Origin of the sequence: Nonomuraea sp. NPDC050394, from assembly GCF_044459065.1 — a bacterium.
Lineage (GTDB): Bacteria > Actinomycetota > Actinomycetes > Streptosporangiales > Streptosporangiaceae > Nonomuraea.
This window is the reverse complement of sequence record NZ_JBITIO010000021.1, coordinates 103,112-118,138: the sequence shown is the minus strand read 5'-3', so window position 1 is coordinate 118,138 and position 15,027 is coordinate 103,112. Positions and strand designations below refer to the sequence as shown.

16 protein-coding genes are annotated in these 15,027 nt (G+C 70.1%); 4 read left to right on the top strand and 12 right to left on the bottom strand.

Features of this window, described 5'->3' with window-relative positions:
- Position 1: 1 nt before the first annotated feature.
- From ACIBKY_RS48855 to ACIBKY_RS48840, 4 genes are read right to left on the bottom strand one after another with little or no spacing between them, the layout of a single operon-like run.
- Positions 2-1,648 (bottom strand): acetolactate synthase, encoded by a 1,647-nt coding sequence (locus tag ACIBKY_RS48855; protein WP_397108441.1) that lies wholly within the window; start codon positions 1,646-1,648, stop codon positions 2-4.
- Positions 1,649-1,706: 58 nt separating this feature from the next.
- Positions 1,707-2,474, bottom strand: coding sequence for a DUF4097 family beta strand repeat-containing protein (locus ACIBKY_RS48850; RefSeq protein WP_397108439.1), 768 nt, complete (start codon positions 2,472-2,474; stop codon positions 1,707-1,709).
- Positions 2,471-3,124, bottom strand: a complete 654-nt coding sequence (locus tag ACIBKY_RS48845; RefSeq protein ID WP_379612220.1) for a response regulator — start codon at positions 3,122-3,124, stop codon at positions 2,471-2,473. Before ACIBKY_RS48845 ends, ACIBKY_RS48850 begins: the two co-directional genes overlap by 4 nt.
- On the bottom strand, positions 3,115-4,275 hold the full coding sequence (locus tag ACIBKY_RS48840) for a histidine kinase (RefSeq protein WP_397108437.1): 1,161 nt from the start codon (positions 4,273-4,275) through the stop codon (positions 3,115-3,117). The genes ACIBKY_RS48845 and ACIBKY_RS48840 overlap by 10 nt, the downstream gene beginning before the upstream one ends.
- Positions 4,276-4,430: 155 nt before the next feature.
- Here ACIBKY_RS48840 and ACIBKY_RS48835 point away from each other — a divergent pair, with 155 nt between their 5' ends.
- The gene (locus ACIBKY_RS48835; protein ID WP_397108435.1) at positions 4,431-5,063 is read left to right on the top strand and encodes a hypothetical protein; all 633 of its coding nucleotides are present in this window, start codon (positions 4,431-4,433) and stop codon (positions 5,061-5,063) included.
- 30 nt (positions 5,064-5,093) lie between these two features.
- Here the strand turns inward: ACIBKY_RS48835 and bioD are convergent, their stop codons facing one another.
- Positions 5,094-5,810 (bottom strand): dethiobiotin synthase, encoded by a 717-nt coding sequence (gene bioD, locus ACIBKY_RS48830; protein ID WP_397108433.1) that lies wholly within the window; start codon positions 5,808-5,810, stop codon positions 5,094-5,096.
- Positions 5,811-6,022: 212 nt separating this feature from the next.
- Positions 6,023-6,742, bottom strand: a complete 720-nt coding sequence (locus tag ACIBKY_RS48825; RefSeq protein ID WP_184972473.1) for a GntR family transcriptional regulator — start codon at positions 6,740-6,742, stop codon at positions 6,023-6,025.
- A 930-nt stretch (positions 6,743-7,672) separates the two neighbouring features.
- Between ACIBKY_RS48825 and ACIBKY_RS48820 the strand changes: the two genes are divergently transcribed.
- A complete protein-coding gene (locus ACIBKY_RS48820; RefSeq protein ID WP_379612216.1) occupies positions 7,673-9,163 on the top strand; it encodes a histidine kinase N-terminal domain-containing protein in 1,491 nt (496 codons plus the stop codon).
- Between the two features lie 581 nt (positions 9,164-9,744).
- On the opposite strand, the gene ACIBKY_RS48815 is transcribed toward ACIBKY_RS48820, so the two are convergent.
- Both ACIBKY_RS48815 and ACIBKY_RS48810 read right to left on the bottom strand, forming a co-directional pair.
- Entirely contained in the window at positions 9,745-9,996 is a 252-nt protein-coding gene (locus ACIBKY_RS48815) for a WhiB family transcriptional regulator (RefSeq protein WP_184972476.1), read from the bottom strand.
- A gap of 273 nt (positions 9,997-10,269) precedes the next feature.
- The gene (locus tag ACIBKY_RS48810) at positions 10,270-11,211 is read right to left on the bottom strand and encodes a diacylglycerol/lipid kinase family protein (protein ID WP_397108430.1); all 942 of its coding nucleotides are present in this window, start codon (positions 11,209-11,211) and stop codon (positions 10,270-10,272) included.
- Positions 11,212-11,777: 566 nt separating this feature from the next.
- Here ACIBKY_RS48810 and ACIBKY_RS48805 point away from each other — a divergent pair.
- Entirely contained in the window at positions 11,778-12,128 is a 351-nt protein-coding gene (locus ACIBKY_RS48805; protein ID WP_397108428.1) for a hypothetical protein, read from the top strand.
- On the opposite strand, the gene ACIBKY_RS48800 is transcribed toward ACIBKY_RS48805, so the two are convergent.
- From ACIBKY_RS48800 to sodN, 3 genes are all read right to left on the bottom strand, one after another.
- Positions 12,125-12,904 carry an RNA polymerase sigma factor SigF gene (locus ACIBKY_RS48800; protein WP_379612213.1) on the bottom strand — a complete coding sequence of 260 codons (780 nt, stop codon included), beginning with the start codon at positions 12,902-12,904 and terminating at the stop codon, positions 12,125-12,127. The two genes, ACIBKY_RS48805 and ACIBKY_RS48800, sit on opposite strands and share 4 nt — an antisense overlap.
- A 17-nt stretch (positions 12,905-12,921) precedes the next feature.
- Positions 12,922-13,347 carry an anti-sigma factor gene (locus ACIBKY_RS48795; protein WP_184972484.1) on the bottom strand — a complete coding sequence of 142 codons (426 nt, stop codon included), beginning with the start codon at positions 13,345-13,347 and terminating at the stop codon, positions 12,922-12,924.
- A 144-nt stretch (positions 13,348-13,491) separates the two neighbouring features.
- A complete protein-coding gene (gene sodN / locus ACIBKY_RS48790) occupies positions 13,492-13,893 on the bottom strand; it encodes a superoxide dismutase, Ni (protein ID WP_221341572.1) in 402 nt (133 codons plus the stop codon).
- A 72-nt stretch (positions 13,894-13,965) separates the two neighbouring features.
- Between sodN and ACIBKY_RS48785 the strand changes: the two genes are divergently transcribed.
- Positions 13,966-14,301 carry a S24 family peptidase gene (locus tag ACIBKY_RS48785; RefSeq protein WP_379612212.1) on the top strand — a complete coding sequence of 112 codons (336 nt, stop codon included), beginning with the start codon at positions 13,966-13,968 and terminating at the stop codon, positions 14,299-14,301.
- On the opposite strand, the gene ACIBKY_RS48780 is transcribed toward ACIBKY_RS48785, so the two are convergent.
- Positions 14,250-15,017 carry an ABC transporter substrate-binding protein gene (locus ACIBKY_RS48780; protein WP_397108424.1) on the bottom strand — a complete coding sequence of 256 codons (768 nt, stop codon included), beginning with the start codon at positions 15,015-15,017 and terminating at the stop codon, positions 14,250-14,252. The two genes, ACIBKY_RS48785 and ACIBKY_RS48780, sit on opposite strands and share 52 nt — an antisense overlap.
- Positions 15,018-15,027: the final 10 nt, after the last annotated feature.

The window sequence follows — 15,027 nt, the reverse complement described above, 5'->3', positions numbered from 1 at the left end:
CTCAGACCCCCGTGGTGTTGCGGGGGTAGGCGATCTGCGGGTCCGTCGCGATGTTCACCATGTACGGCACGCCGGAGTCGAAGGCCCGCCGCAGCGCGGGACCGATCTCCGACGGCCTGGTCACCAGCTCACCGCCACCGCCCAGCGCCGTCACCACCTGGTCGTAGCGGGTCTGCGGCCGCAGTTCGGCGGCCACGTCGTAGCCGTAGAGCATCTGCATCGGGTGCTTCTCCAGGCCCCAGATGCCGTTGTTGCCGCAGATCATGACGACGGGCAGGCCGTGCCGTACCAGGGAGTCGACGTCCATGAGGGAGAAGCCGGCGGCGCCGTCGCCGAGCAGCAGCACGACCTGCGAGGACGGGCGGGCCAGGCGGGCGGCGATCGAGTAGCCGAGGCCGGTGCCCAGGCAGCCGTACGGGCCGGGGTCGAGCCAGTTGCCCGGCTGCTTCGGCTCCACGTACTTGCCCGCGTAGGAGACGAAGTCGCCGCCGTCGCCGATCACCACGGCGTCGTCGGCCAGGATCTTGGCCAGTTCGCCGTAGATGCGCATGGGGTGGATCGGGTCGGAGCCGGCGGCCAGGAGGTCGGCGTCGGCGGCGACGGCCGCGGCCGCGGTCTCGGCCAGCCTGGCCGTCCACGAGGCGTAGCGGGCGGGCTTGATGTCGGCTTCGCCGCATGCCGTACCCAGGCTCCAGAAGACCACCGACAGGTCGCCCGCGGCCGACGCGGCCGGTTGCATGTGTGTGGCGAGCTGTGACGGCGCGTCCACGATGTGCACCACGCGCGCCAGCGAAGTGCCGTTCTTGCCGCCGAACCAGCCGTAGCCCAGGCGGAAGTCCAGCGGGGTGCCGACCACGATGACCAGGTCCGCCTCGCCGAACGCCTGGCCTCGGGCGCGCGTGACCAGCAGTTCGTGCCCGGCGGGCAGGATGCCGCGGCCCTGGCCGTTGAGGATCACCGGCAGCTTCCACGATTCGGCGAAGTCGCGGGCCGCCTCCTCGGCGCGGTCCATCCACACGTCGGAGCCGAGCACCAGCACCGGCCGCTCCGCCTCGCCGATCAGCCGGGCGATCGCCGCGATGCCATCCGGATCCGGCTCCAGCGGCGACGGGGTCTGGGTGTCCGCGGCGTGCGCCGGGGAGGGGGAGAACAGGTGATCCATGGCGAAGTCGATGAACACCGGCCCGCGGTGCGGCGCGATCGCCGTGCGGAAGGCCATCTCGACGTCCTGGCCGATCGAGTCGGGGCCGGTGGCGGTGAAGGCCAGCTTGGTGATCGGTTCGAGCAGGGGAGGATGGTTCAGCTCCTGGAGCGCGCCGCTGCCCCAGCGCGACTGCGGGGCCCGGCCGCCCATCACGACCAGGGGCGAGCCGTTGAAATGCGCGGTGGCGACGCCGCTGACACCGTTGGTGATGCCGGGGCCGGCGGTCAGCACCGCCAGGCCGGGCTTGCGGGTGAGCCTCGCCGTGGCCTCGGCGGCGAAGACGGCGCTCTGCTCGTGGCGTACGTCGAGGATCCGCATGTCCTCGTGCACCGCGCCGTCGTACAACGGGAAGACGTGGCCTCCGGAGAGGGTGAACATGGTCTCGATGCCATAGGCCTTGGACACGGCGACGGCTGCGTCACCGGCATGCTTCGCGGACTCCATGCCGGGAACCTACCAACCAGTCACCCCCTCAAACAGAGGGTCGTTCGCCTCGCCATGATCATCCGCAGCAGATGTCGACCCGTCCGTACTGGGCACGGGCGTCTATCTTGCGGACCGAGGAAGGGTCGTGGACCACGTCGACGTCGGGGGTCTCCGCCTGGACGGTGACGTCGTAGGCGCCGTCCTCCACGGTGATCCTGATGTCGCCCTGCGTGCGGACCAGCGCCTTCACGTTCATGGGCCGCTCACGGAAGTTGAGCTCGACCTGCCCCTCGCCGGTCTCGGTGTCGGCCTCCTCGCCGCGCAGGTCGTAGGCGCGGATGCTGCCGGAACCGCTGCGCGCCCACAACTTGCCCACGGTCTGGGTGATGCCGATGTCCCCGGAGACCGTGGTCATGCGGACGTCGCCGTACAGGCTGTCGACCCGGAGGGTGCCGGCCTCCACCGTCGCGTCCAGGTCGGTCTCCGAGGGCACGAAGACCGTGTAGTCGGTGTCGCACGTGAAGCCGCGGTCGTCGTTGACGTTGGGGCAGTCCGCGGCCAGGCGCAGGGTGGTGCCGTTCCAGTCCTCGGAGACGTTCGGCCGCGTCTCCGACCAGCGCAGCCGCTGGTCGAGCTGGATCTCGCCGGCGGCGCCCGGCACGATCGACACGCTCACCTCGCCGCGCGCCTCGATCTGGAGCTTCTTGCCGACGAAGGGGATGGTGCGCGTGCTCTGGTGCGTCGGCGGGCGGGCGCGGGCGAAGCCCGCCCACATCCCGCCGCCGGCCAAGAACAGCGCGAGCACCGTCAGCACGGCGCCGAACGTCAGCCAGGCCACCCTCACGGCACGCTCCTGATCTTGAGGAAGTGCAGGACCGCCAGCACCCGGCGGTGGTCGCCTTCGGCGGGCGAGAGGTCGAGCTTGGTGAAGATGTTGCCGATGTGCTTGCCGACCGCCCCTTCGCTGAGCACGAGCTCCTGCCCGATGCCGGCGTTCGAGCGGCCCTCGGCCATCAGCTTCAGCACCTCCTGCTCGCGCGGGGTGAGCCGGTCGAGCGGGTCGCTGTGCCCGCGCAGCAGGAGCTGGGAGACCACCTCGGGGTCCAGGACCGTGCCGCCCGCCGCCACCCGGCGCAGCGCGTCGATGAACTCGGTCACGTCGGCCACCCGGTCCTTCAACAGGTAACCGACGCTGCCGGTCGCCGAGGAGAGCAACTGGGCGGCGTAGCGTTCCTCGACGTACTGCGAGAGCACCAGCACGGCCAGCTCCGGCTGCTGGCGGCGCAGTACGAGCGCGGCGCGCAGCCCCTCGTCGGTGTGCGTGGGCGGCATCCGGACGTCGGTCAGCACGAGGTCGGGCCGGTGCTCGTCGGCGGCCCGCAGCAGCCCCTCCGCGTCGCCCGAGGTCGCCACCACCTGCATGCCGGAGGCTTCGAGCAGCCGGATGAGCCCCTCCCTGAGCAGGACGGAGTCCTCGGCCAGCACTACTCGCACGGTAGCTCCACTTCGATCATCGTCGGCCCGCCGAGCGGGCTTTCCAGGTGCAGCGATCCATCCACCGAGCGGACCCGTTGCGCCAGCCCGCGCAGTCCGGTCCCGCCCTCCATGCTGGCCCCGCCCCGCCCGTCGTCCACGATCGTCAGCGTCAGCCACTGGTCGCGCCGGCGCACCGAGATCTCGGCGGAGCGCGCCTGGGCGTGCTTGGCGATGTTGGTGAGCGCCTCGGAGACCACGAAGAACGCGACCGCCTCGATGGTGGGCGAGACCCGCTGGGCGATGTCGACGCGCAGCCGTACCGGGACCAGGGAGCGGGCGGCGACGCCGGACAGGGCCGCGTCCAGGCCCTGGTCGTTGAGAACCGCGGGGTGCAGGCCGCGCACGAAGTCGCGTAGCTCGCGCAGGGCCTGCTTGGCCTCCTCGTGCGCCTGCTCGATGGCTTCCTTGGCGGGCGCCGGCAGGTCGGTGAGGGTGGCGCGGGCCAGGCCCAGGTTCATGGCCAGCGACACCAGCCGCTGCTGGGCGCCGTCGTGCAGGTCCCGCTCGATACGGCGGCGCTCGGCGTCGGCGGCGTCGATCACGCCCGCCCGGCTCTCCTGGAGGTTCTCGATGCGCTCGCCGAGCTCAGCGTGGCTGGGGCCCAGCAGCGCCCGCGCGATCGAGATCTCCAGTACGGCCATCGCCCGCGCCGCGATCGGAGCCAGCATCAGCATGGCCAGCCCCACGGCCGTGAACAACGACGCCACGACCGGGTTGCGCAGATCGAACTTGAACACCCCCGGCGGCGGTTGCAGCACCGGCTGCAGGAACGCGGTCAGCCCCACCACCCCGCCTCCCCACAACCCGCAGACCAGCACCACGGCGAACGCGCTCAGCACCGGCGCCAGCAGGTGGAAGCCGATCTGCCGCCACAACCGCCGGTCGCGCCAGGCCGTGCTGCGCGGCACCGGAGGCAGCACGAACCCCAGGAAGGCGGCCAGGCGCGACCGCTGCACCGCGGTCAGGCCGCGCACGCTACGCCGCAGCACCGGCGGCAGAACGGCCAGCACCACCGTCAGCACGGCGAGCACCACGGCGATCGGCACACCGGTTACGACATGCGCCGTGTCCAGCCAGGTACGCGCCGACCAGGGGCGGGGGACTTTCATGCTCTCCAACCTATGGACTGGCCGCCGATCCTCGACAGGGGCCTGCTGGGCGAAGTGGGGGTGGTGCTAGCCCCACCCCACGAGCATGCCTTACGCCCGAACCACCGGGCCACGATCCGCATCTCACGAAGGGGGACCGGAACAGGGGAGGAACGATGATGAAGACAGGGATCGCGCTCGCGGCGGCGACCGTGACGCTGGCCTGGGGCGTGCCCGCGCAGGCCGCCTCTTCGGCACTGCCGAAGGGCTTCCTGCTGACGGAGGCCGCGGCGCGCGGGCCGCACAAGGACGTCGAGCAATGGAAGATCAGCGATGCGCGTACGGCGGGCCTGCTGCTCGACCCGTGCGAGCACCGCTACTGGTCCGGCAAGAAGGCGACCGACCGGGGCCGGATCGCCTCCAGGACGATCGTCAAGACGGTCGAGGTCGAGTCCTGGGGTGAGCAGGTGGCCCTCTACCGCGACGTGAAGGCGGCCAAGACGGTCATGAAGGGCCTGCGCGCCGACCTGAAGCGTTGCGCCGTCAGCGGCGAGGACTTCCTGAAGTCCACCTACACCAGCCGTCCGCTCAAGGTCGGCGACGAGGGCATCAGGGCGGTCCAGAGGGACTACGAGGGGTCCATGCGCTTCGCCGCGGTCAGGAAGGGCGCGGCGGTGCTCATCTACATCGAGGTCGGCGACTCCGGGCGCGGGCTGCCGGTCAAGGACTTCAAGGCGCTGGTGAAGCAGGCCAGGACGATGGCGGCACGGGTGTGCGGACTGCCGGAGGCCCGCTGCCGGAACGCCTGACGGTCACTTCGCGGGTTGGACGTTGGGCGGTCACCGCGCGGGCTTGAACGTCTGGCGGAACCTCGTTGGGTCGAAGCCGCCTCCCAGCGTGGGGCCGAGGGCGGCGTGGGCCAGTGCGGCGAAGTCGGGGTGACCGGCGGCGTTCGCGGGAAGCGCGCCGGCCAGCGGACGGGCGGCCAGCATCTCCAGGTCGGCCACGTTCAGGCGCTCGGCCAGGTCCGGCTCGTCCGGCCACGACCCGATCACCAGCCCGGCCAGGTCGAGGCCCCGGTGCGCGAGCGCCTCCAGCGTCAGCGCGGTGTGGTTGAGCGTGCCGAGCCCGGGGCCGGCCACGACCAGCACCTGCGCGGTCAGCAGCCGGGCCAGGTCGGCGAGCGTGGTGCCGTCCTCGTCGAAGCGCACCAGCAGGCCGCCCACGCCTTCGACCAGGACAAGCTGGTTCGACTCCGCCAGCTCCCGCACCCGCACCGCCACCTCGGGCAGCGACACCGGCGGCATACCGCTCGCGCGGGCCGCGGCCGCGGGCGAGAGCGGGTCTGGGTAGCGGGCGAACTCGAAGGTGGTGGTGACCCCGGAGAGCCTGATCACCTCGTCCAGATCAGCGGGTTCGCCGGGCTTCACGCCGGTCTGGGCGGGCTTGACCACGGCCACGTTCGCACCCCGCCGCCTCGCCAGGGCGGCGACCGCGGCGGTGACGACCGTCATGCCCACTCCGGTGTCGGTCCCCGTGACTACCACGACACTCATGTGGCCCACGATAGCGACCACCTGGGTGGCCCAGGGCGGGGTGGCGTGGGCGGTCTGGTTGGCCCACGGTGGCGGCCACTTGGGTGGCCCAGGGGGCGGCCGTCACGGTGAGGTGGCGGCGCGCCCGGTGGGCGTGGAGGCGACTGGGGTGCGCGGGTGTCGGCGGGGAGTGGGTGGTGCGGCTTGCCGTAATGGGGAATGGGGGTTGTCGGTTAGGGGCGGCGCAGGCGGGTGACGAACTTGTAGCGGTCGCCGCGGTAGAGGGATTGTGCCCACTCGACCGGATTGCCGTCGGCGTCGAAGGCGTGGCGGGTCAGCAGGAGCATCGGGAGGCCGACGTCCACGCCGAGGGCCTTCGCGTCGTACGGCGTGGCGAGGACCGTCTCGATGATCTCCTCGGCGTCCGTGAGGCGCACGTTGTAGGCGTTGTGCAGCGTCTCGTAGAGCGAGGAGTGCACTTCCAGCTCGCGGCGCAGCCTGGGGAAGCGGCGGGCCGAGAGGTGGGTGGTGTCGATGGAGACGGGTTCGCCGTTGGCCAGGCGCAGGCGGTGGATGCGCAGCACGCGCCCGCCCGGGTTGATGGCCAGGCGGCGGGCGAGCGGCTCGTCGGCGGTGATGTAGCCGATCTCCAGGATCTTGGTGTCCGGTTCGAGGCCGGCGGTGCGCAGGTCGCCGATGTAGGAGGTCAGCTGCAGTACCTGCGCCACCTTGGGCTGGGCGACGAACGTGCCCTTGCCCTGGATGCGCAGCAGCCTGCCCTCCACCACGAGCTCGGTGAGCGCCTGGCGCACCGTCGTGCGCGACGTCTCGAAGCGTACGGCCAGCGTCCGCTCGGGCGGCAGTGCGGTACCCGGCGGCAGGCTCTTGGTCAGTTCGAGCAGGCTGCGTTTGACGTCGTAGTACTTAGGTACGCGAGGGGGGTCCTCAGTCACGCTCTCACCTTCACTTCTGCCACGGCGGTGAGGGCGTGTCTGATCACCGCGAGATCATCGGAACTCAGATTGGCCCGAGCGGTCAACCACAGGCAAGAGTGTCGTGTGGGCACTGGCGGCGGACGGAGGCATCCGACGCGTACGCCGTGCTCCGCACAGGTGGCGGCGGCCCCCGGTGCGGCCTCCGGCGCCCCTCGGACGACCGGCACGACAGCTCCTGCCGGGACGCGGGTTTCCAGGCCGGACTCGCGGGCCATGGCGGCCGGCTCGCCCGCCTGGACACGCGCGCGTACTGGCAGCTCAGGCTGACTGAGAAGGATATCCACCACGGGGCGTGCGGCGCTCACGCGGGCCTGGGCTGCGGCCGTGTCCGAGGTGAACGACCTCGCTGAGTCGATCAACGTGCTGGTCACCTCCGGGTCGCCTGCACAGTTCCGGCCGGGGAACTGAGTGATTGGGACAGTGTGACGGTTCTCACAATGTGAGATTCCCGAAAAAACCCATTTGAGTGCACAATCCCCCCACTCTTCCCGTCCTAGCCGCCTCACCCAGCCCCCGCCCCGCACCCCCGACCTCTCCGCGGGCCCACAGCTCCACCCGCCCACCACAGCTCCGGCCACCCGCCCACCGCACCTCGGGTCCACCACGCCTTACGCCTCCGGCCGCCCGCCCGTGTCCCCGCCCGCCCGCCGCAATCTCCACCTGCCCACCGCGCTTGCGCCCTCCGGCGCTGGCGTCACGGGTGGCTGTGCCCCACGTGCCCGTGTCCGTGCGCCCTCCTCCGGTCTACCGGCGTTTCGCATCCCCGCCCCGGCAGCCCCATGGGCAATCGGGTAGTTGTGCCCGGGATTGGTCCGGTAGGGCGTGAACCGGCCCGTGTCGCGGGTGGTCGGTTTGGTTGTTGCGGTGTTAAGCACGCATGATGCACTCGTGCCGACTCTCAGCGACCTCGTCGTCCGCCACACCGCCCTTGACGAGGCTGATCTCGACTGGCTGCACTCGCTGGTCTCCGACTGGCAGCTGCTGGCCGACCTCTCGTTCGCCGATCTCATCCTGTGGACGCCCCTGCTCGAGGAGCGTGGCTGGATCGCGATCGCGCAGATGCGCCCCACCACCGGCCCCACCGTCTACCACGACGACATCGTCGGCAGCGTCGTCGGCCGGGGCGAGCGCCACCTGATCGACACCGCCTGGAACGAGCGCCGCATCTGCCGCGAGGGCGACCCCGACTGGTCGACGGGCGTTCCGGTCCGCGAGGAGACGATTCCGGTACGCCGCACGCTGCCCGACGGCTCCGGCCGCTTCATCGGCGTCATCCAGCGCTCCACGAACCTGTCGTCGGCCCGCACCCCCTCCCGCCTCGAACTCACCTACCTCCAGAGCGCCTCCGACCTGGCCCAGATGGTGGCGGAGGGCCGGTTCCCGTTCTCGGGCGAGGAGCCGATCCTGGTGCGTTCGCCACGGGTGGGCGACGGCCTGCTCAGGCTGGACCGTGCCGGACGCGTCACCTACGCCTCCCCGAACGCCCTGTCCGCCTACCGCCGCCTGGGCCTGCACGCCGACCTGGTGGGCGCCGAGCTGGGCCGCGTCACCGCGCAGCTCTGCTACTCCGACGAGCCCATCAACGAGGACCTCATGATCGTGGCCAGCGGGCGCGCGGCCAAGGAGACCGAGGTGGAGTCGGGCGGCACGATCGTTCAGCTCCGGGCGATCCCGTTGATCGTGGGCGGCGGCCGTATCGGAGCGCTGGTCCTCATCCGTGACGTCACCGAGCTGCGCCGCCGCGAACGCGAGCTGATGACCAAGGACGCCACCATCCGGGAGATCCACCACCGCGTCAAGAACAACCTCCAGACCGTGGCCGCCCTCCTCCGCCTCCAGGCCAGGCGCCTGCGCGTCCCCGAAGGCAGGGAGGCACTGGAAGAGGCGGTGCGCCGCGTGGGTTCGATCGCGATCGTGCACGAGACGCTCTCGCACGCCCCCGAGGAGTTCGTGGACTTCGACGACATCGCCGACCGCGTGATCGCCATGGCGGGAGAGGTGTCGGCCCCCGAGGCCGCCGTCACCCCGCGCCGGGTGGGCGCGTTCGGCATCCTCCCGTCGCTGATCGCCACCCCGCTGGCCATGGCCCTGACCGAACTCCTCCAGAACGCCCTCCAGCACGGCCGCCCCAAGCGCCTCCAGGTGGTGGTGAAGGCCGAGCCCGAGCGCCTGAACATCCTCGTCTGGGACGACGGCCTGGGCCTGCCCGAGGACTTCGACCTGGAGAACTCCACCAGCCTCGGCCTCCAGATCGTCCGCACGCTGGTGGTCGGGGAACTGTCCGGCAAACTCGCCCTCGCCCCCCGCGACGGCGGCGGCACAGAGGCCTCCCTCTCGATCCCCCTCCCCACCGCCCCTCCCGACGCGTCCCGCCCCTGAGACGCGCAAAAGGGCGTTTCGAGGGTACGGCCGGCGCCATCTTCCGGGGTACGGCGGGCGAGTTCCTCGGCCGGAGGCGGAGCTGACGACACGGCTTCCGGCGCGAGCTTGGGCGGCCACGTGAGGATGGCACGGCGTTAGCCCGCGCTTCCAGAGCCGGGATGCGTGGTGCCGACGGGTGCTTCCAGAGCCGGGATGCGTGGTGCGGGCGGGTGCTTCCAGAGCCGGGATGCGTCGTGCCGGCCGTGCTTCCAGAGCCGGGACAGGCGGCGTCGGCCTGCGGTTCTGGAGTTCAGGCGAGTGGTGTGGGCCCGTGTTCGCGGTGTCGTGACGGGCGGAACCTGGGGCCGAGCGCTTGGGCCGGTCTGGTCAGGTGTTGTGGGGGTGGCATGCGGATGCCGCCACGGCGCGCTCTTGGTCGTCCAAGGGGTCGGACCACTTGGACGGCCAAGGATGCGCCGTGACGGCGGGTACCACGTCCGACGTGAGTAGCGATCCCCACGATCGGCGCCCGCCAAAGGCGGCGGGTGGTGTCAGGTCGGCTGTGCCGTACCTTATGATGATCTTCAAAGACCGTGTTCTCAGAGGGCGGCGGCGCGAGTGCGGGCGCGGCGGCGCTTGAGTGCGCGGCGCTCGTCTTCGCTCAGGCCACCCCACACGCCGGCGTCCTGACCGGACTCCAGCGCCCACTTCAGGCACTTCTCGACGGCCGAGCAGGAACGACAGACCTGCTTGGCCTCCTCGATCTGCATGAGCGCGGGGCCGGTGTTGCCGATCGGGAAGAACAGCTCGGGGTCCACGTCACGGCAGGCAGCTCGGTGGCGCCAGTCCATGCGTCACTCCTTAGTGGATGGAGCCGGTGGTTGACTCCGTGCGGCTAGTACTTTGTGAAGAGATTCACTAACTCGCGCGAACCATTCCCGAATCCTGTGGACCCGGGGATGCCCGCTGAACATCGGCAGACCTCTAAGGGGCTGATTAAAGGTCCTACGTTCCGATGTCATTCACGAGCTTTTCAGCCACGCAGAGTGCACGCAAGAGGGTTGGTGGGAAGTTTTGGCGGAGATGGATGTCGGATGCGTCACACAATGACCGAATGTAACCATCTAGACCAGAACTTGTAACGCGTTCGGTGTAGCCCGGAATGTGATGGATTCTCGCTCGCCGAGGTAGTCACCGTCGAGCTGGAAGGCGACGGGGCGTTCGGCGGTCAGCGTGAACGCGGCCTCGTCGTGCAGCTGAACCAGGTGGCGTCCGGACGGAAGCCGATCACTCTCCGTGAGTATCTTGCGGATCAGCGGCACCATGGTCGGGAGCCCCAGGCGCTGGAGCCCCAGCAGGTCCAGCCCGGTCTCGAAACTCGCCCACGGAGTCGGGGTGACCGGCTGCGTGCCCACGTAGGTCCAGGGCGAGGTGTTCGAGATGATCGCCATGAAGATCCCGTGCGCGCTCGGGATGCCCGGACCGGTGAGCGTCATCGCCGGGGTGCGCTTGTCGGTGGCGACATAGTGGCGTAGCGCGGTGTTCACATAACGCGCCGGCGTGGCCTTTCTGCCGCTCCCACGCAGCCCCTCGACGGCCCTGATCACCTCCGCGTCGTAGCCCATGCCTGAGCAGAAGGTGAAGTACCTGCCCTCATCCTCCCATTGGGCATGTCCCAAACTCACGATCCGCCGCCGGTCCTCCCGCAGCGCCTCCAGCACCGCCCCCGTGGCCTCGACGGGGTCGTTGGGCAGGCCGAGCGCACGGGCGAAGACGTTCGCGCTGCCGCCGGGGATGACGATGAGCGCGGGCCGCTCGGTCGCGCTCGTGGCGGGCGTGTTGAGCAGGCCGTTCACGGTTTCGTTGACGGTCCCATCCCCACCGAGTACGGCTACCGCGTCGAACCCCCTCGCCGTGGCCTTCCCGGCCAGCGCCGCCGCGTGCCCGCGGTAGCCGGTCTCCTCGACGGTCAGATCAACGGCGGCGCCCAGGGCGCGGATGAGGACGTCGCGGGTCCGCGAGTTCGTGGTGGTCGCCTTGGGGTTGACCAGCAACATCGCACGCATGCCTCCACCGTAACCGCTACTCGATCGCCCCACTCCTCCCACACCCACCCAAAACCCCACCCCAAACCAGAACAACCCACCCACACCGCGAACCAGCACAACCCAGCCACACCGGGTACCACGACACGATCCGGCCACACCGGATACCGCGACATGATCCGGGAGACGGCTGGGAGACGGCCTCGGGGTGGCGGCGGGAGCTCGGGTTGGCGCGGCGTTAGCCCGCGCTCTTCCGTGCGCCGAGACGGCGGGACGTTGGGCGGCGGGGCTCGGCGCTCTCGGCAGGTGGCCGGCCTGGGGCATGGTGGCTGGTCAACGTGGGCCGTTGCGGCGGGTACCACGTCCGACGTGAGAAGCGATCCCCACGATCGGCGCCCGCCCACGACGGCGGGTGGGGGTGGGTGGGCTTGCCGTAACAGAGCGTGGGCTTGTGAGAGAGGCTGTAACAGAGCGTGGGCTTGTGAGAGAGGCTGTAACAGCGCGTGGGAGGAGAGGCCCGGTCGGGGGAGGGGAATGCCCGTTAGGGTGAGGGGGTGACGCGTCCTGGGACTTTGTTGGTGGCGGCGGTGTTGGTGGCACTGGAGGGGCTTGTGGCCCTGGGCCTGGGGGTTTACGTCGCCGTCGAGGCCATCGTGGGCAGGCCGGAGAGCATGACGAGCGCCGTCGCGGAGGCCGGGTTCGGGCTGCTGGTCGGGGCCGGGCTGCTGTGGGTCGCGTGGGGTGGGTTGTTCAAGGTGGAGCGGTGGGGGAGGGCGCCGAGCGTGCTCACCCAGATCTTCATGATCCCGGTGGCTGTCACGCTGATCCAGGCGGACCGGCCGGCCCTGGGGTTCCCGCTGATGGCGGTCGCCCTGGTCGGCCTCGGCGTGCTGCTGGCGCCCCCCACCACGAAGGCGCTCTACGGGGAGGACGGCTAGTCCTCGGCGGTCAGTCCCTCGCGTAGCTGGGCGAGCGTGCGGGCCAGCAGGCGCGATACGTGCATCTGCGAGATCCCGAGCTCGGTGGCGATCTGCGACTGCGTCATGTTCCCGAAGAACCGCAGCAGCAGGATGCGCTTCTCGCGCGGCGGCAGCCGTTCGAGCAGTGGTTTGAGCGATTCGCGGTACTCGACGCCTTCGAGCGACTCGTCCACGATGCCGAGCGAGTCGGACACGGCGGGCGCGTCGTCGTCGCCGGAGTCGGGCGCGTCGAGCGAGACGGTCGAGTAGGCGTTGGCCGACTCCAGGCCTTCCAGGACCTCTTCCTCGGTCATCTTGAGGAAGGCGGCCAGTTCGGCCACGGTCGGCGCGCGGCCTTCGCGCTGCGACAGTTCGCTTATCGCCTTCGTCAGCGAGAGCTTCAGCTCCTGCAGGCGGCGTGGTACGCGGACCGCCCAGCCCTTGTCGCGGAAGTGACGCTTGATCTCGCCGACGATCGTCGGCGTGGCGTAGGTGGAGAACTCCACGCCGCGGGCGAGGTCGAAGCGGTCGATGGACTTGATCAGGCCGATGGTGGCGACCTGGGTGAGGTCGTCCAGCCATTCGCCGCGGTTGCGGAAGCGGCGGGCCAGGTACTCGACAAGGGGAAGGTGAAGCTCGACCAGCTCGTCCCGGATGCGCTGACGGCGCGGCTCGTCGGGACCCAGCTCGGCCAGCTCGGCGAAGAGCATGCGGGCACGCACCCTGTCGGGGACGGCGTGTTCGCTGGTGGCCATGGCTCCAGTCCTTTCCGTCACGCCGGCCTCGCCGCGCCTCGGCGCTTACGCAGGACGATCGCCATGCGGTCGGGGGAGTCGGTCACGGCGTCCACGTCGTCCGCCAGGGCGGTCAGCACCATCCACGCGAAGTCATCGCGTTTGGGCGCGGAGTTTCCGACGGTCGCGACCTCCACACTGACCTGCATCTCCTGCCCGGTCAGCTCGAACTCGGCCGTCAGGTCGGTGCCTGGCACCGCCTCGGTCAGCAGCATGGCGCACGCCTCGTCGACGGCGATCCGCAGATCCTCGATCTCGTCGAGCGTGAAGTCCAGCCGCGCGGCCAGCCCGGCGGTTGCCGTACGCAGCACGGACAGGTAGGCGCTCGCTGCGGGGAGCCTGATGCTCACCACGTCGCGGATGCCCGCCACGCCCTCGGCGCGCGTCTCGGTTTCCTCGGTCACGTTCCTCCCTCGGGTCAGCGACCCCGTACGGTTTCGACGCTGACTGCAACTTACCGCCCCGGAGAGGTGCTTGGCGGATTCAGACTCGCCAACGAACGAAAAGGCTCTGCGTGGCTGGTACCACACAGAGCCTTATCTCCCGATTTAAGCGGCCTTAGTCGCCCAGAAGATCTTGGAGATTTCGTCGATCTTGCCGAGAAGGTCGTCGGCCTTGGCCACGTCTACCGTGCCCTTGCCGCCCGCCGCGCCGGCCAGCTTCGTGGCCTCCCAGAACAGCTGGTGCAGTTGCGGGTACTGCTCCAGGTGCGGGGGCTTGAAGTAGTCGGTCCAGAGCACCCACAGGTGGTGCTTGACGAGCTCGCTCCGCTCCTCCTTGATCGTGAGTGCGCGCGAGCGGAAGACCGGGTCCTCGTTGCCGGCGTACTTCTCCATGATCGCCTTGACCGACTCCGCCTCGATCCGGGCCTGAGCGGGGTCGTAGACGCCGCAGGGCAGGTCGCAGTGAGCGGAAGCGACATGCTTGGGTCGTAGCAGTCGTGCGAGCATCAGAAAGTCCTTCCTTGATGCTGAGTCAGCTTGGTCCGGTTACCGACCTTACTCGGCTGCAAACGCCCATGGATGAGGGGGTCACAGCACATGAGGGTGCGTGTCGAAGGGGACTCCATGCGGCCCGCGCTCCGTCCGGGCGACTGGCTGCTGGTACGGCGGGGCGCCACGGTCCACCCGGGAGACCTGGTCGTCGCCCGCCTGCCCGGCGATCCCGCGCGCCTCATCGTCAAGCGGGCCCAGTGGCACGGCGAGGAGGGATGGTGGCTGGAGAGCGACAACCAGCGCGCCTCAGGCAGGCGCGACAGCTGGGACTTCGGCCCGGTCGACGACATCGTGGGCCGTGTCGTGCTGCGCTACTGGCCGTTGCTCAGGTTGCCCAGCCATTTGTCACGCAACCGCGCGTAGGTTCCGTCTTTTCTGGCACGTTCCAGGACGGTGTCGACCGTGCGGAGCAGCTCGGTGTTCCCCTTGCGTACGGCGATGCCGTACTCCTCACCGGTCTCCAGGCTCTCCAGCAGCTTCAGCTCCTTGCCGAGCTTGAGCTTGGTCAGCCAGAGCGCGATCACCGGCCGGTCCTGGATCAGCGCGTCCACGTGCCCGGCCTGCAGCCCGATCAGCTGCTGCAGCGAGTCGTCGTACTCGACGACGGTCAGGCCCTTGTCCCGCGCGTAGTCGGCGCCGGTGGTGCCGGTCTGGACGCCGACCTTGATCTTGGCGCCGGTCAGCTTCTTCAGCTTGCTGTCCCTGCGCACCAGGACGGCCTGGGAGGCCTCGAAGTAGGGCGTGGAGAAGTCGAGGTTCTTCTTGCGCTCCGCGGTGATCGTGATTCCGGCGGCGGCCAGGTCGCAGGTGCCGTCGCCGAGGGCGCTGCCGTTCTGGATGGCGTCGAAGTCGACGCTGACGACCTTGAGCGGGCGGCGCAGTTCCCGGGCCACGAGGGAGACCAGGTCCACGTCGAAGCCGACGATGACGCCCTCCTGCTCGAACTCGAACGGCTCGTAGGGCGTGTTGGTGCACATGGTGAGGGCGCCGGAGGGGTCGCCGTGCCGTACGCGCTCGGTTCCGCAGGCGGCGAGCGCGAGCAGCGCGAGCCCGGCCGAGATCACCGCGCGACGCCTCACGCGGGCGGGG

Bases quoted from the DNA above. Each gene is read 5' to 3' on its own strand.
- ACIBKY_RS48840 (WP_397108437.1), bottom strand. From the start codon at position 4,275: ATGAAAGTCCCCCGCCCCTGGTCGGCGCGTACCTGGCTGGACACGGCG.
- ACIBKY_RS48785 (WP_379612212.1), top strand. From the start codon at position 13,966: ATGAGGGGGTCACAGCACATGAGGGTGCGTGTCGAAGGGGACTCCATG.
- sodN (WP_221341572.1), bottom strand. From the start codon at position 13,893: ATGCTCGCACGACTGCTACGACCCAAGCATGTCGCTTCCGCTCACTGC.
- ACIBKY_RS48855 (WP_397108441.1), bottom strand. From the start codon at position 1,648: ATGGAGTCCGCGAAGCATGCCGGTGACGCAGCCGTCGCCGTGTCCAAG.
- ACIBKY_RS48800 (WP_379612213.1), bottom strand. From the start codon at position 12,904: ATGGCCACCAGCGAACACGCCGTCCCCGACAGGGTGCGTGCCCGCATG.
- ACIBKY_RS48815 (WP_184972476.1), bottom strand. From the start codon at position 9,996: ATGGACTGGCGCCACCGAGCTGCCTGCCGTGACGTGGACCCCGAGCTG.
- ACIBKY_RS48835 (WP_397108435.1), top strand. From the start codon at position 4,431: ATGATGAAGACAGGGATCGCGCTCGCGGCGGCGACCGTGACGCTGGCC.
- bioD (WP_397108433.1), bottom strand. From the start codon at position 5,810: ATGAGTGTCGTGGTAGTCACGGGGACCGACACCGGAGTGGGCATGACG.
- ACIBKY_RS48810 (WP_397108430.1), bottom strand. From the start codon at position 11,211: ATGCGTGCGATGTTGCTGGTCAACCCCAAGGCGACCACCACGAACTCG.